Origin of the sequence: Novosphingobium sp. (assembly GCF_031417815.1) — a bacterium.
Taxonomy (GTDB): Bacteria; Pseudomonadota; Alphaproteobacteria; order Sphingomonadales; family Sphingomonadaceae; genus Novosphingobium.
The window spans coordinates 65,022-79,224 of record NZ_JANOWI010000015.1 but is presented as its reverse complement, the minus strand read 5'-3'; the positions used below and the strand labels follow the sequence as shown (position 1 = coordinate 79,224).

14 protein-coding genes are annotated in these 14,203 nt (G+C 65.4%); 8 read left to right on the top strand and 6 right to left on the bottom strand.

Annotation, left to right across the window (positions count from 1 at the left end):
* Positions 1 to 22 precede the first annotated feature (22 nt).
* Entirely contained in the window at positions 23 to 916 is an 894-nt protein-coding gene (locus RMN99_RS03365) for a metal-dependent hydrolase (RefSeq protein ID WP_309621879.1), read from the bottom strand.
* A 28-nt stretch (positions 917 to 944) separates the two neighbouring features.
* Here RMN99_RS03365 and RMN99_RS03360 point away from each other — a divergent pair, with 28 nt between their 5' ends.
* Complete coding sequence (locus RMN99_RS03360) at positions 945 to 1,541, top strand: helix-turn-helix domain-containing protein (RefSeq protein ID WP_309621878.1); 597 nt, start codon at positions 945 to 947, stop codon at positions 1,539 to 1,541.
* Here RMN99_RS03360 and RMN99_RS03355 read toward each other — a convergent pair.
* Positions 1,529 to 2,239: a folate-binding protein gene (locus tag RMN99_RS03355; protein WP_309621877.1), complete on the bottom strand. Its 711-nt coding sequence runs from the start codon at positions 2,237 to 2,239 to the stop codon at positions 1,529 to 1,531. The genes RMN99_RS03360 and RMN99_RS03355 overlap by 13 nt on opposite strands.
* An 86-nt stretch (positions 2,240 to 2,325) precedes the next feature.
* On the opposite strand from RMN99_RS03355, the gene pyrC reads away from it, so the two are divergent.
* Positions 2,326 to 3,363, top strand: coding sequence for a dihydroorotase (gene pyrC / locus RMN99_RS03350; protein ID WP_309621876.1), 1,038 nt, complete (start codon positions 2,326 to 2,328; stop codon positions 3,361 to 3,363).
* Here the strand turns inward: pyrC and rarD are convergent.
* Positions 3,340 to 4,248, bottom strand: a complete 909-nt coding sequence (rarD, locus tag RMN99_RS03345) for an EamA family transporter RarD (protein ID WP_309621875.1) — start codon at positions 4,246 to 4,248, stop codon at positions 3,340 to 3,342. The genes pyrC and rarD overlap by 24 nt on opposite strands.
* A gap of 258 nt (positions 4,249 to 4,506) precedes the next feature.
* Here rarD and RMN99_RS03340 point away from each other — a divergent pair, with 258 nt between their 5' ends.
* Positions 4,507 to 5,256 (top strand): hypothetical protein, encoded by a 750-nt coding sequence (locus tag RMN99_RS03340; protein WP_309621874.1) that lies wholly within the window; start codon positions 4,507 to 4,509, stop codon positions 5,254 to 5,256.
* 1 nt (position 5,257) lies between these two features.
* Here the strand turns inward: RMN99_RS03340 and astD are convergent, their stop codons facing one another.
* On the bottom strand, positions 5,258 to 6,673 hold the full coding sequence (gene astD, locus RMN99_RS03335; RefSeq protein WP_309621873.1) for a succinylglutamate-semialdehyde dehydrogenase: 1,416 nt from the start codon (positions 6,671 to 6,673) through the stop codon (positions 5,258 to 5,260).
* Positions 6,674 to 6,826: 153 nt separating this feature from the next.
* On the opposite strand from astD, the gene RMN99_RS03330 reads away from it, so the two are divergent.
* From RMN99_RS03330 to RMN99_RS03310, 5 genes are all read left to right on the top strand, one after another.
* Positions 6,827 to 7,720 (top strand): alpha/beta hydrolase, encoded by an 894-nt coding sequence (locus tag RMN99_RS03330; RefSeq protein ID WP_309621872.1) that lies wholly within the window; start codon positions 6,827 to 6,829, stop codon positions 7,718 to 7,720.
* Positions 7,721 to 7,725: 5 nt separating this feature from the next.
* A complete protein-coding gene (locus RMN99_RS03325) occupies positions 7,726 to 8,853 on the top strand; it encodes a glycosyltransferase family 4 protein (RefSeq protein ID WP_309621871.1) in 1,128 nt (375 codons plus the stop codon).
* 116 nt (positions 8,854 to 8,969) lie between these two features.
* Positions 8,970 to 9,761, top strand: a complete 792-nt coding sequence (locus RMN99_RS03320) for a tetratricopeptide repeat protein (protein ID WP_309621870.1) — start codon at positions 8,970 to 8,972, stop codon at positions 9,759 to 9,761.
* A 23-nt stretch (positions 9,762 to 9,784) separates the two neighbouring features.
* The gene (locus tag RMN99_RS03315) at positions 9,785 to 11,131 is read left to right on the top strand and encodes a PQQ-binding-like beta-propeller repeat protein (RefSeq protein ID WP_309621869.1); all 1,347 of its coding nucleotides are present in this window, start codon (positions 9,785 to 9,787) and stop codon (positions 11,129 to 11,131) included.
* Positions 11,132 to 11,182: 51 nt separating this feature from the next.
* Complete coding sequence (locus tag RMN99_RS03310) at positions 11,183 to 12,532, top strand: isoprenylcysteine carboxylmethyltransferase family protein (RefSeq protein WP_309621868.1); 1,350 nt, start codon at positions 11,183 to 11,185, stop codon at positions 12,530 to 12,532.
* On the opposite strand, the gene RMN99_RS03305 is transcribed toward RMN99_RS03310, so the two are convergent.
* Positions 12,529 to 12,828: a putative quinol monooxygenase gene (locus RMN99_RS03305; protein WP_309621867.1), complete on the bottom strand. Its 300-nt coding sequence runs from the start codon at positions 12,826 to 12,828 to the stop codon at positions 12,529 to 12,531. The two genes, RMN99_RS03310 and RMN99_RS03305, sit on opposite strands and share 4 nt — an antisense overlap.
* Entirely contained in the window at positions 12,828 to 14,198 is a 1,371-nt protein-coding gene (locus tag RMN99_RS03300) for a glutamate--cysteine ligase (protein ID WP_309621866.1), read from the bottom strand. The genes RMN99_RS03305 and RMN99_RS03300 overlap by 1 nt, the downstream gene beginning before the upstream one ends.
* Positions 14,199 to 14,203 lie beyond the last annotated feature (5 nt).

Below are 14,203 nucleotides of genomic sequence, written 5' to 3'. Positions count from 1 at the left end.
AAAATCGAGAGGACCTTGTTGGCTACGCCATCACCGCGTCGGGAAATTCGCTTGTCGCCTTGCCGATCAGCGCGCGGTCATCGTGGTTCCAGGGGTGGAAGCCGGGGAGGAAATAGCTGACCCAGGCGGGGAAGATCTTGCGCAGCACGCCGGGGGTGCCGATCAGGTACCAGGCCAGCTTGCCCTTCACTTTCCAGCCGGTCAGCCCGTCCTGCGCGAGCAGTTCCAGCGTGTCGTTCCAGCGGTTGCGCAGGAAGTTGAAGGTAACCAGCAGCATCATCACCGATTTCAGCCGGTAGCGCCGCAGCCGGCTCCAGTCGCGGGTGGCGTGAAGGAAGGTGTCATAGGCGACGCCTTTGTGTTCGATCTCCTCCATCGCATGCCAGCGCCACATCGCCGCGGTTTCCGGTTCGGCGTTCTTGAAATGCTGCGGATTGGCTAGGAATTCATGCGCCATCATCGCGGTGTAGTGTTCCAGCGCGATCGTTGCCGCCAGGTTGACGATCGCCGGGCGCTGCTTGATCATCGCCATCAATTCACCAACCCGCGCGTCAATCTTGTCCATGTCATAGCCCGCCTCGGCTGCAGCCTTGTTGAACACCACATGTTCGCGGGTGTGGTTGATCTCCTGCTTCACGAACGCGCGGATCTCGGCCTCAAGCTTGGGCGGCACGCCGTCACGGTGGGCCTTCACGGCTTCGATGAACATCGCCTCGCCGCGCGGGAAGGTAGCGGACAGCGCATTGTGCCAGGCGGTGCCGATCGGATCGCCGCCCAGCCACCAGCGGCCAGGCTTCTGCGCGCGGCCAAAGCGCTGGTCGCGCACCACGATCGCCAGATCGGCGGGGGTGGGAACGGCCTTGCCCGATGCGGCTGCCGGTTCTAGGCCAAGCGGAATGGAAGTGTGTGCGTTCATGCCGCCTCATATAAAGTAACTGACACTGATGTCAATAAGGAAGCGCCTGACCCAGGAAGAAAGCCGCACCGTGGCGCTTGAGGCTGCGCGCGCGCTGCTGATCGAATTTGGTCCGCAGGCGGTTACGCTTAAAGCCGTGGCATCGCGGATCGGGCGCACTCACGCCAATCTGCTGCACCATTTCGGCTCGGCCGCGGGGCTGCAAAAGGAGCTGGCACGGCATCTGGCGGTGACGATCTGCGCGACGATCGAGGATGCGGTTCTGGCCACCCGCGCGGGCGAGGGATCCCCGCGCGATGTGGTCGACCTGACCTTCGATGCTTTCGACAAGGAAGGCGGCGGCGCGCTGGCCACCTGGATGCTGATGAACGGCAACGAGGATGCGCTCGATCCGCTGCTCGAAACGATCCACGAACTGGTCGACGATCTGGGCACGCACGAAGGCGGCCGGATGCACGACGTAACGCATGCGCTGTGCCTGATGGCGCTGGGCGATGCGCTGATGGGCGGGCCGCTGTCACAATCGCTCGGAATAGCGCGCACCTCGGCGCGCGATATGGCGGAGAAGATGCTGGTCGATGGTGCGATTGCCGCGGGAATCGTGGTGCCGGTTCAGCCCGGCTGAAGCCAGGCCGGCCGCCATTCTGGCCGAATATCCTCCACCCGCAAGTGATCCACCGCCAGCCCCAGCGCCGGGTAAGCCGCACGCTGCCGCTTGGGATCGCTTGCTGCAAGTGGCACAACCACCAGCCGCCGGTTGACCTTGGCGCGCCAGTTCATCCGCGCGGTGTTTTCCTGGCCGACGTAGCAGCCCTTGGTGAAGCTCACCCCGTTCAGTTCGGCGGCGTTGCATTCCAGCCACAGCAAGTCGGCCAGCTCGGCCTGGCCTTCGCAGACGCTGTGCGAAAGCCGCATCGCAAACCACAGACTATCAGCGCTTTTGCCGGTCGCATCGCCCAGCCAGCGTTGCCCCAGCGCGGCCAGACGCGGATCGGGTGAGGGGCCAGGGCCGGGCTGCCAGTGCACCCCTACGGAAGGGTCAATCGCAATCCCGATCTTGCGGCGCAGACGGTAGAGCGAAAGCCGCTTGGCCAGCGCCTCGGCCTGGTCCGTCTCGCAATCAATCAGCAGGACGTCCCCATCAGCCCAGACCAGAAAATCGAACAGCATCTTGCCTTGCGGACTGAGCAGCGCGGCCCAGCACGGCAACGGGCCGCTGACATCGTTGGTCACCAGCCCTTGCAGGAAGCCGCGCAGATCTTCCCCCGGCGCAAGCGGAGCAAGCCGGATCACGGCGCGGCTGGTCAGGCGGGTGGCAGTCATCCCACGTAGGTGGGCGTTCATCATGCGCTTGGCAATGCTGCGCCTGGCGCATGACCTGCGCGGGAACTTGTGCCATGGCCTCGGCCATGACGAATCGCCTGACCATTCCCCGCCCCGATGATTGGCATGTCCACTTGCGCGATGGCGCGGTGCTGAAAGGCGTGGCGGGGCATACCGCGCGGCAATTTGCGCGGGCCATCGTGATGCCCAATCTCTCCCCGCCGGTCACCACGGTTGAAGCCGCGCGCGCCTATCGGACACGGATCATGGCGGCCCTTCCGCCCGGCACGGATTTCACGCCGTTGATGACGTGCTATCTGACCGACGGGATCGACGGCGCGGAATTGCTGCGCGGCAAAGCTGAGGGCGTGTTTACTGCGGCCAAGCTTTACCCGGCGCATGCCACCACCGGATCGGCGCACGGGGTTACCGATGTGCGCAAAATCCATCCCGCGCTTGAAGCGATGCAGGAAGCAGGCCTGCCGCTGCTGGTCCACGGCGAGGTGACCGACCCGGCGGTGGACATCTTCGACCGCGAGGCGGTGTTCATCGACCGGGTAATGGCCGGGCTGGTCAAGGATTTCCCGGGCCTGAAAATCGTGTTCGAACATATCACCACCGCCGAAGCTGCCGATTTCGTGCTGGCAGCGCCCGACAATGTCGCGGCAACGATCACGCCGCAGCACTTGCAGATCAACCGCAACGCGATGTTCGCCGGCGGGATCCGTCCGCATGCCTATTGCCTGCCCGTGGCCAAGCGCGAGGCGCACCGGCTGCGGCTGCGCGCGGTGGCGACAGCGGGATCGCCGAAATTCTTCCTCGGGACCGATTCTGCGCCGCATGCCAAGGATGCCAAAGAGGCGGCCTGCGGCTGTGCCGGAATCTTCAACGCGCCTTATGCGCTGGAAGCCTATGCCGAGGTGTTTGGCGAAGAGAACGCGCTGGAGCACTTTGAAGCGTTCGCCAGCCTGAGCGGCCCGGCTTTCTATGGCCTGCCGGTCAACAGCGAAACGATCACGCTGGAGCGCGCCGAAACCCTGGTGCCTGACATCATCGACGCCAATGGCACGCCGATCGTGCCGTACCGTGCGGGCGAAGTGCTAGGCTGGCGCTTGTGCGGGTGAGCCGCGCCGCGCCGCGATGTCCCACACGAACACCGCAATCGCCGCCCAGATGAAGCCGAAGCAGGCCAGCTGGCTGGGCTTCAGCGCCTCGCCGAACACGGTCACGCCCAGCACGAAGACGATCGTCGGCGAAATGAACTGGGTCATCCCCAGCGCCGAATAGTCCATCCGCCGGGCCGCCGCGGCGAACAGCAGCAGCGGAATTCCGGTCATCAGGCCCGAGACCGAAACCAGCGCGGCGTTGCCAAGACCATGGTCCATCGCCGATCCTGCGGGCAGCCCGGCAAAGTGCCAGGCGACCAATGCCGCGGGGACCAGCAGGATCAGCGTTTCGATGGTCAGCCCGGGCAGCGATTCCACCGGGGCCAGCTTGCGCACCAGCCCGTAGCCGCAAAAGGTCACCGCCAGCGACAGGCTGATCCACAGCATCTCGCGCGCGTCCCACGCCAGCAGCGAAACCCCCAGCGCCGCCAGCGCCACCGCGAGCCATTGCCGCTGGCTGAGCCGTTCGCCCAGAAACAGCGTTCCGGCGAACACATTGGCCAGCGGGTTGATGTAATAGCCCAGGCTGGATGCCAGTACATGCCCCGATTGAACGGCGGCGATATAGATCGTCCAGTTGATCCCCACCAGAAGCGCGCTGAGCGCCAGCAGGCGCAGCAGTTTGGGGTTGGTCAAACCGGCCTTGAGTGCCGGGAACTGGCGGAACAGGACCACGAAAGCCAGGCATACCGGCAGCGTGAACAGCACCCGCCAGGCGATGAATTCATAAGGCGGAACCCAGTGCACCAGCCGCAAGTAAAGCGGCATCACGCCCCACACCGCATAGGCACCCAGCGCCATGAACAGGCCGGCATTGCGATGCGAAGCGAAGGGTGCGGTCATGCGCGGTCGGCTAGCGGCAAAGGCAGGTCGCGGCAAGCCCGGCCATGTTGTCCGCCATTCAGCCGTGGGCACGTAGGGCGCGCGTCCGGATCGGAACATGCGGCCAAGCATGCGAGATTGGCGGGAAACGCAGCGCCGGGTCGCACAAGTGCGCTGCGGGGAGCGCCGAGCCTGCAACACGGCACGGCGCTCCCAAACCGGCTCTGCCGGTGATTGGCGCTTGGCAAGCGGTGGCACCCTCGCCATGGTGCGGCAGCCATGATTTCGCCCACCAAAGCCAGCCGCAAGCCAAAAGTCTGGATGTCCCGTCTGGGTGCTGCCGTACTGCTGGCAGGGCTGGGCGGCTGCGGCAGCAACGCTGCCGTTGATCCAACCGCCGAACAGGATCCGGTGGTGGCCGATGCCGTGAACGATCCGATCATGGCCGATCCCGATCTCGCTTCGCAGAACCGCGGCAATGCGGCGCTGACCGGGGGCGGACCGGCAAGCGCGCAGATCCCGCCGTTCAACCGCTCGCCCGAAGAGATCGAGCGCGCCCGCACCGCGGCGGCCAGCCCGTTCGGGGGCAAGATCGATCCGGCCCCCGCACCGCAGCGTACCGCACCGCAATCGCAGCTGGCCGGCGCGCAGACGCCGCTGGCGGTGGCCGCCGCGCTGGGGCTGGCCGATGGCGTTTGCGGGCAATCCTTCGGATTTTCAGCAACCTGGGCGGCAAAGCTGCCAATTGCCTTGCAGGTCTATCCACGCGGGCACACCCTGATTGCGGGTGGCAGCGACGATCCGCTGTGCAAGCTGCGCTCGGTCCGGTTCGTCACCCCGGTCCCGGTCGGCGACGTGATCGATTTTTATTATGCCAGCGCGGGCAAGGCCAACCTGATGCCGCAGCGCGCGCGCGAAGGCAGCGATGAAGTGGTCAGCGGCGGGCTCGAGGATCGCGGCTTCATGGTCTATGCCCGCCAGCGCGCCGACGGACTGACCGAAGTCGATCTGGTTACCTCAGGCCTGTAGGTTAATCTTCGCGCAGGCCCACGCCGATCAAGGCGCGCGGCTGATCCAGTTCGGTCGAGGCGACCGGATAGGCGCAATAATCGGCCGCGTAATAGGCGCTGGGACGGTGGTTGCCCGACAGGCCGACCCCGCCGAACGGGGCGGCCGAACTGGCCCCGTTGGTCGGCCGGTTCCAGTTGATCACCCCGGCGCGGACATTGGCCCAGAAGCGGTTGTAATCCTGCGGACTGCCGCCGACCAGTGAGGCCGCCAGGCCGAACCGGGTGTTGTTTGCCTCGGCAATCGCCTCGTCGAAATCGGTCACCTGGATGACCTGCAGCAGCGGGCCGAACAGTTCGACATCGGGCCGGTCCTTGATCCCGGTCACATCGATGATCGCTGGCGAAAGGAACGGCAGGTTATCGTCAGTGCGGACCATGTGCTTGATCGCCTTGCCGCCGTGGCTGAGCAGGTAAAGAAAACTTTCGGTCAGCCCATCGGCTGCGGCATTGTCGATCACCGGGCCCATGAACGGGGCCGGCTCGTCAAACGGTGCACCCACGATGATCCGGTCGGCCAGGCGTTTCACTTCGGAGATCAGCGCATCGTAGAGCGACGCCTTGACGATCAGGCGGCGCCCGGCGGTGCAGCGCTGCCCGGCGCTGGTGAAGGCGGATTGGACAACCAGCACGGCGGCATCGGTCAGCTTGGGGGTGTCCCACACCACGATCGGGTTGTTGCCACCCATTTCCAGCGCCACGATCTTGTCTGGCCGCAAGGCCAGGCGGCGGTTGATCGCGATCCCGGTATGGGCCGATCCGGTGAACAGGATCCCGTCGATCCCTTCGTGGCCGACCAGCGCCTGGCCTTCCTCGGGTCCGCCGATCAAAAGCTGGATTACCGCCGCCGAGATCCCGGCCCGGTGAAAGCAGCGAACCAGCAGGTCGGCGGTCGCCGGGGTTTTTTCCGATGGCTTGAAGACAATCGCATTGCCGGCGATCAGCGCCGGCACGATGTGGCCATTGGGCAGGTGTGCAGGGAAGTTGTAGGGCCCCAGCACCGCCAGCACGCCGTGCGGTTTGTGGCGCAGCGCCGCAGTGCCTTGCAGCGCGTTGTCCAGTTTGCGCTGCGCAGTTCGTTCGGCATAGGCGCGGATCGAGATTTCGACCTTGTTGACCACGCTTTCCACTTCGGTGCGTGCTTCCCACATCGGCTTGCCGGTTTCGCGGGCGATCAGGGTGGCCAGTTCTTCAGCCTGTTTGCGCACTTCGTTGGCAAAGCGGCGCACCAGTTCGATCCGGTTGGACAGCGGCTGGGCGGCCCAGGCCGGCCAGGCCCGGCGCGCACGATCAACCACATCGTCAACATTGCCGTGCTTGCCGCGCCAGATTTCAGCGCCGGTAGCCGGTTCATAGGAAACGATTTCTGGAGCGCTCAAGTGATATCCCCGCCTGCGCTTGCCCGCATGTGTTGGTTGCCCAACCGCCTTTAGCGGGAGATGGCGCGATTGCAAAGGCTTGCTTGACGAAGGGGGGGCTTGAACGCCAGTGCTTGCACGGTGGTGACCAATCGGTAAGAAGGCGGCCCAGCGATGAATGCAACACCCGCCCCGGCCCAGGCGCTGCCCGCAGGCAGCTATACCGACCAGTTCTGGACCAGCCAGGACGGGTTGAAGCTGCACTACCGTGACTATTCTGGCCCGGCTGATCGTCCGGTGGTGCTGTGCTTGCCCGGGCTGACTCGCAATGCCCGCGATTTCGCCCATGTTGCGCAGCGGTTGGGCGGCGAATGGCGCGTGGTCTGCCCCGATCTGCGCGGCCGCGGTGACAGCGCCTATGCCAAGGACCCGGCCAGCTACAACCCGCTGCAATATGTCGAGGATATGGGCGCATTGTTCGACCAGGCGGGGATCGAACGGTTTGTCGGCTTCGGCACGTCGCTGGGCGGACTGATGACGATGATCATGGCCATCACCATGCCCGATCGGCTGGTCGGCGCGCTGCTCAACGATGTCGGGCCTGAGATTTCACCCGAAGGGCTGGAACGGATCCGCAGCTATGTCGGGCAAGGGCGCAGTTTCCCCACCTGGATGCACGCCGCCCGCGCGCTGGAAGAAGCGCAAGGTCTGGTCTTTCCCGATTATTCCGCCAGCCAATGGCTCGGCGTGGCCAAGCGCTGCATGGTGGTGGGATCGAACGGGCGGATCGTGTTCGATTACGACATGCGCATTGCCGAGCCGCTGTCGCAGCCCGGCGGGCAAAGCGGGGCCGATCTGTGGCCGGCGTTCCAGGCCTTGACGGGCAAGCCGGTAGCATTGCTGCGCGGCGAACTTTCGGACGTGTTGAGCGCCGATGTGTTCGCGCGGATGGCCAAGGCGCTGCCCCAGGCCGAAGCGGTGACCGTGCCGCGGGTCGGCCACGCGCCGATGCTGGATGAAGCGGCGGCAGCCTCTGCGATCGACCGGCTGCTGGCCCGCGTCGCCTGAGCACCTTGCGGATCCTCCATCTCCATTCCAGCTTTTCGCCCGGCGGCAAGGAATTGCGCGCGGCGAAGCTGATGAACGCCTTTGGCGGCGGGATCGAACACGTGCTGGTCAGCGGCGTGCCCGGCCAATTGGGTGCCGCAAAGGCAATCGCCGCGCAGGTCAAGGTAACCTATCCGGAAGACTTTCCGGCGCTGTCGGGCCGGCCCGGTCTGGCGCGGCTGGCGCACCTGGCCGGCGCGATGCGCGGCTTCGACCTGATCCTGACTTACAATTGGGGCGCGATGGATGCGGTTGCCGCCCACCGGCTGCATGCCCGCAGGCTCGGCCTTGCCCCACTGATCCATCACGAGGACGGGTTCAACCACGACGAGGCTGACCGGCTCAAACTGTCGCGCAACCTCTATCGCCGCTTTGCGCTCGCCGGGGCGGCGGCGGTGGTTGTGCCATCGCAGGTGCTGGAACGGATCGCGCGGCGCCAATGGGGGCTGGCACCTGACCGGGTGCACCGGATTGCCAACGGTATCCGGCTTGGCGATTTCGCCCGCCCGGCGCAGGCGGATGCGCTGCCGGGCTTGGCCAAGCCGCCGGGCGAGAAGTGGATCGGGACCATGGCGGGTCTGCGCGCGGTGAAGAACCTGCCGGCGCTGGTCGAGGCCTGCCAGCGGATGGCCAGCGGGTGGAAGCTGGTGATCGTCGGCGAAGGCCCTGAACGCGCGGCGATCGAGGCGCGGATTGCCGCGCTGGCGATGGCTGGTCAGGTGTTCCTGCCGGGCCACGCTCCCGATCCGGCGGCGGTGATGCCGCTGTTCGATCTGTTCGCGCTATCCTCGCACAGCGAACAGTTCCCGATCAGCGTGGTCGAAGCGATGGCAGCGGGCCTGCCGGTCGCCGCCCCGGCGGTGGGGGATATCGCGGGCATGGTAGCCGATGCGAACCGCCCGTTTATCTGCGCCAAGGGCGATGCGGCCGGCCTTGCCGCGGCGATCGGCGCGTTGACCGCCGATGCGGCGCTGCGCCGCCAGATCGGCCAGGCCAACCTGGCCAAGGCCCGGGCCGAATATGACGAGCAGACGATGATCGGTGCCTATCGGCTGCTCTATGGCGGGGCGCTGGGCCGGGCCGAATTTCCCTGAGGAACCCCGTTCACCCGCGCTTCAGCGGGGCATAGCCACAAGTTGCGCGTTGAAAAGGCCAGCCCATTCGCTAAACAGCCCGCAATCCACTAACCCGCCACCAGAAGGCAGTACCCTTGGCCAGCCAACCTCCCAGCAACGATGCTCCCAAAACCACCGCGGACGAACGCGATGCAGCGCAGCAAGACGGCTTCCTGCGCGAAGTCGATGAAGCGCTGCGTGAAGAACAGATGGTCGAAGCAGTCAAGCGCTGGGCCAAGCCGGTTGGCGCGGCCATCGCCGTGCTGCTGCTGGCGATGGCCGGCTACATGGTGTGGGACAATCAGCGCAAATCCGCGGCTTCTGAAATCACCGAAAAGGTGGTGCTGGCGATGGACAAGATCGACGCCGGCCAGCTCGATGCTGCGGCCAAGGATCTGGAAGCACTCAAGAACCAGGGCAGCGCCGGCAACCGCGCGGTGGTGGCGATGACGCTGGCGGCAATCGCGGTCGATCAGGGCAAGACCGAGGAAGCCGCAAAGCGGTTTGAAGCGATTGCTTCTGATGCGGCGATGCCGCAGTCGTTCCGCGATCTGGCGACAATCCGTGCGGTCACCATCAAATTCGATACGATGAAGCCCGAGGACGTGGTCACCCGGCTCAAGCCGCTGGCCGTGCCGGGCAATCCGTTCTTTGGCAGCGCCGGCGAACTGCTCGGCATGGCCTGGCTCGAAATGGGCAAGCCCGAACTGGCCGGGCCCTTGTTTGCGCAGATCGGCAACGACAAGACCGTGCCGGAATCGCTGCGCGTCCGGGTTCGCCAGATCGCCAGCGGTCTGGGCTATGACGGCGGCGATGATGTGAAGCCCGCGGCCGCGGGCGAAGCGAGCGGGGCGGCCGATGCCGCCGCCGCGACCACCAAGACTTGATGGCAACTGCCAAGGAAAACCTGATGTATTCGATTTTGCGTAATCGCCGTCTCGCTGCTCCGCTGGCTGTGGCCCTGGCTCTTGGCCTGGTCGGCTGCGGTGCGCTGGGCGGCAAGAAAAAGGCCGTGGCCACCCCGACCGTGGGCAACCGCATGCCGATCCTTTCGACGATCGATACCAGCGCAACGGTCGATCCGGCGCTGGCCAGCATCGCCGTGGTGCTGCCCCCCCCGGCCGAAAATGCCGAATGGGCCCAGGCCGGCGGCACCGCCAATAAAAGCTATGGCAACCTGGCCCTGGCCGCCGCGCCGCAAAAGGTCTGGACCGCCCGGATCGCGGGTTCGACCAAGAAGCTGCGGCTGGCCGCTTCGCCGGTAATCGGCGGGGGCAAGCTGTTCGTGATGGACACCGTGGGCATGGTCCACGCGTTCGATGCCAAGACCGGGTCCGAGCTGTGGACCGCGACCTTCGCGATCAAGGGCGATGGCTCAAGCTCGGTCTATGGCGGCGGGGCAAGCTTTGCGAACGACCGTGTCTACATCACCACCGGGGTTGGCGAAGTCGCCGCGCTCGATGCCGCCGATGGCAAGGTGGTGTGGAAAGTGAAACCTGCGGGGCCGTTACGCGGCTCGCCGACCATCGCGTTCAATTCGGTTTTCGTGATGACCCAGGCCAACCAGATCATCGCGCTGGGCGCGGATGACGGCAAGCAGGTGTGGAACGCCTCGGCCTCGGTCGGGCAGACCGGCGTGTTCGGCGTGGCCGCACCGGCCGCCGGGCAGGGCACGATCATCGCCGGCTTCTCAACCGGGGAACTGATCGCCTACCGTTATGAAAACGGCCGCGAAGTGTGGACCGATGCATTGGCGCGGACTTCGCTGTCCACTTCGGTTGGCGTGCTGACCGATATCGATGCCGATCCGATCATCGATCGCGGCCGGGTCTATGCGCTGGGGCAGGGCGGACGCATGGCCGCCTATGAACTGGTCACCGGACAGCGCATCTGGGAACTCAACCTGGCCGGGATTTCGACCCCGGCGGTGGCGGGGGACTGGATTTTCACGCTGACCGACGATGGCCGCCTGCTGTGCATCGCGCGCGCCACCGGCAAGATCCGCTGGCTGACCCAGCTTGATACCTTCCGCAACCAGAAGAAGAAAAAGGGTCCGCTGTTCTGGTCCGGCCCGGTGCTGGCGGGCGACCGGCTGTGGTTCGTCAATTCCGCTGGCCAGGTCATGTCGGCCGCTGCGGCTGACGGGGTGCCAAGCGTGGCGGCCAAACTGGGCGCGCCGATCACGCTGGCCCCGGTGGTCGCCGGATCGATGCTCTATGTGCTCGACGATATGGGCCAGATCACCGCGTTCAAGTAAGGCAATCTGCGTTACCCGGCCTTTAACCACTGCTGCGCTAAGGCCGGGCTGATGCAGCCCAGCCCTGCCATAACCGCCTCGCGGCCGCCCAGCGACGTTTCCGCTGTCACCGGCCTGCTCGGGCTGGGCGCGCTGACCGGCTGGATCATGCTGTGCCATTTCTGGCCCGAAATCGTCGGCTTGCTCGACTTGCCCAGCCGCGCCGAACGCCTGACCGGGCCCAATGCCGCGCTGACCGGACTGGTGGTTTGCGCAGCGCCGATGGTGCTGTGGGACGTGCTGGTGGTCAAGGTTCACCGCCGCGCCTCGACCGGGATCGATTGGGACAAGCCGCGCCCGCTCGGCGCCGTAACCGATACCGCGATCACCAAACTGGCCGGGCTGTGGGCCACCTGGGCACTGATTGCCACGCTTTATTGTCTGGCGCGGTGGTATTGGCAGCCGCCCTATCTGATCGCGATGCAGGTGCTGGGGGCGGCGGTGCTGCCGCTGTTCGTGCTGTCGATCCCCTATGTGCTGTGGCTGGAACGCGTGCTGGCGGAACCGCGCGATCCATGCTGGCATTTCGGCGCGCTGCTGATCGGGCGCGAACCGTATGAGGCGCAGATGGTTTGGATTCACTTGCGCGCCTGGGCGGTGAAGGGCTTTTTCACCGCCTTCATGATCATGATCGTGCCGGGCGGTTTCGCCAATCTGGTCACGCCCGACTGGTCGGGCATGTTCTTCGACGCGCTGGGTCGGCCCAACCCGGTTGGCCTGTCGATGCTGCTGATCACGCTGATGTTCGTGATCGACGAGCAGATCGGCACGGTCGGTTATATCCTGACGATGAAGCCGCTCGATGCGCAGATCCGCTCGGCCAATCCCTATCTGGCCGGATGGGTGGCCGCGCTGGCGTGCTATCCGCCGTTTCAGCTGATGGAGGTGGGCCGCCCGCTCTATTACCTCACCGATACCCACGGCGATGATACCTGGGCGCTGTTGTTTGATGGCAGCGCCGCCATGCTGTGGATCTGGGCCGCGCTGCTGGTGTTCCTGACCGCGGTCTATGCCTGGGCGACCATGGCCTTCGGGATCCGCTTTTCGAACCTCACCTACCGCGGCGTGCTGACCAATGGCCCCTACCGCTTCACCCGGCATCCCGCCTATCTGTCCAAGAACCTGTTCTGGTGGTGCGCTTCGATGCCGTTCGTGGTCGATCCGTGGTCGCTGACCAATTCGGTGCGCAACGCCTTCTTCCTTGGCTGCGTCAGCGCGCTCTATTTCTGGCGCGCCAAGACCGAGGAGAAGCACCTGTTGGCCGAGGATCCGAAGTACCGCGCATATTCCGACTGGATGGATCAGCACGGACTGGTGACCGCGCGGCTTAACCGGGTCTGGGCGGCGGTGAAACGGCGCTAGAGCGCGGTGCCGTCGCCCGCTTCGTAAACCGCGATTGACCGTTCGCTGAGCCCCAGCGCGACGCGTTCGCTTTGCCACGTGGCCATGTGCGGCGTCTGCATGTGCGCATGCAGCTGCGCGCGGCTGTGCCACAGTTCGCTGACCCGGATCAGCCCGGGATCGAGCACGTCCTCACCGTAATTGTACTGGATGCAGCCGTCTTCGCTGCGGGTCGCGGCGATGACCTTGCGCATCACCGCGCGCGCTTCGTCCATCCGTTCGGGCGCAAAGCGGAACTGGCCAACCACCACGATCATCAGAAACTCAGCTCGTAGACCCGGCTGATATCGCCGCCCCATTCGCCGTGGTACTGGTCAAGCAGGACCTGCGCGGGCACCTTGCCGCTGCGCACGATCTCGTCGAGCGGACCCAGGAACCCGGCTTCGGTATCACCCATCGAATTGAGCCGGCTGCGCGAATTGAGCCCCGCGCGGCTGATCGCCAGCACTTCGGCGGCGATATCGCGCAGTGTGCCGCCGCCGGGGATCGGGGCATCGAGGCCCAGCCGGGGCACTTCGGCGCGGAGCCGCTCGCGGCCCTCCATGTCCCAGTCCTTGACCAGGTTCCATGCCGCATCGAGCGCGCCCTGATCATAGAGCAGCCCGACCCAGAACGCCGGCAGTGCGCAGATCTTGTTCCACGGCCCACCATCGGCGCCGCGCATTTCGAGAAAGCTTTTGAGCCGCACTTCGGGAAAGGCGGTGGACAGGTGATCGATCCAGTCGGTCTCGGTCGGTCGTTCGCCAGGCAGCGCGGGGAGCTTGCCTTCCATAAAGTCGCGGAAACTCTGCCCCGCGGCATCGATATATTTCCCGTCGCGGAAGACGAAGTACATCGGCACGTCGAGCATGTATTCGACATAGCGGTCATAGCCGAACCCGCCTTCGAACACGAACCCCAGCATGCCGGTCCGGGCCGGATCGGTGTCGGTCCAGATGTGGCTGCGGTACGAGAGGAAGCCGTTGGGCTTGCCTTCGGTGAACGGCGAATTGGCGAACAGCGCGGTGGCAAGCGGCTGCAGCGCCAGCGACGTGCGGAACTTCTGCACCATATCCGCTTCGCTCTGGTAATCGAGATTGACCTGGATGGTGCAGGTACGCAGCATCATGTCGAGCCCAAGGCTGCCCACCCGCGGCATGTGGCGCAGCATGATCGCATAGCGGCCCTTGGGCATGATCGGCAGTTCATCACGGCGCTTGTCGGGCCACATGCCGAGGCCAAGGAAACCCTTTCCGGACTTCGCCCCGATCGCCTTGACCTGATCGAGATGACGCCCGGTTTCGGCGCAGGTCTGGTGCAGCGTTTCAAGCGGCGCGCCCGACAGTTCAAGCTGCCCTGCAGGCTCCAGGCTCACCGCGCCATCGCTGCCCGAAAGCGCGATCACGTTTCCGCCTTCGATCACCGGCGTCCAGCCATAGTCTTCCAGCGCCCCCAGCAGATCGCGGATGCCGCCCGGTTCGTCATAGCTCGGCGCGTGGTGATCGCCGGTGCAATAGACCAGCTTCTCGTGCTCGGTCCCGATCCGCCAGCGTTCGCGCGGCTTTTCGCCCTTGATCATCGGGGCAACCAGCTGGTCGCGGCTTTCAATGATCGGATCGTTGCGATCTGAAACCTGTCTCGTGCTCATGGCGG

Excerpts from the sequence above, each read along its gene's own strand:
- RMN99_RS03305 (WP_309621867.1), bottom strand. The coding sequence starts at position 12,828 with ATGATCGTGGTGGTTGGCCAGTTCCGCTTTGCGCCCGAACGGATGGAC.
- RMN99_RS03355 (WP_309621877.1), bottom strand. The coding sequence starts at position 2,239 with ATGACTGCCACCCGCCTGACCAGCCGCGCCGTGATCCGGCTTGCTCCG.
- RMN99_RS03360 (WP_309621878.1), top strand. The coding sequence starts at position 945 with ATGTCAATAAGGAAGCGCCTGACCCAGGAAGAAAGCCGCACCGTGGCG.
- RMN99_RS03365 (WP_309621879.1), bottom strand. The coding sequence starts at position 916 with ATGAACGCACACACTTCCATTCCGCTTGGCCTAGAACCGGCAGCCGCA.
- pyrC (WP_309621876.1), top strand. The coding sequence starts at position 2,326 with ATGACGAATCGCCTGACCATTCCCCGCCCCGATGATTGGCATGTCCAC.
- RMN99_RS03340 (WP_309621874.1), top strand. The coding sequence starts at position 4,507 with ATGATTTCGCCCACCAAAGCCAGCCGCAAGCCAAAAGTCTGGATGTCC.
- RMN99_RS03300 (WP_309621866.1), bottom strand. The coding sequence starts at position 14,198 with ATGAGCACGAGACAGGTTTCAGATCGCAACGATCCGATCATTGAAAGC.
- RMN99_RS03315 (WP_309621869.1), top strand. The coding sequence starts at position 9,785 with ATGTATTCGATTTTGCGTAATCGCCGTCTCGCTGCTCCGCTGGCTGTG.
- RMN99_RS03310 (WP_309621868.1), top strand. The coding sequence starts at position 11,183 with ATGCAGCCCAGCCCTGCCATAACCGCCTCGCGGCCGCCCAGCGACGTT.
- RMN99_RS03330 (WP_309621872.1), top strand. The coding sequence starts at position 6,827 with ATGAATGCAACACCCGCCCCGGCCCAGGCGCTGCCCGCAGGCAGCTAT.
- rarD (WP_309621875.1), bottom strand. The coding sequence starts at position 4,248 with ATGACCGCACCCTTCGCTTCGCATCGCAATGCCGGCCTGTTCATGGCG.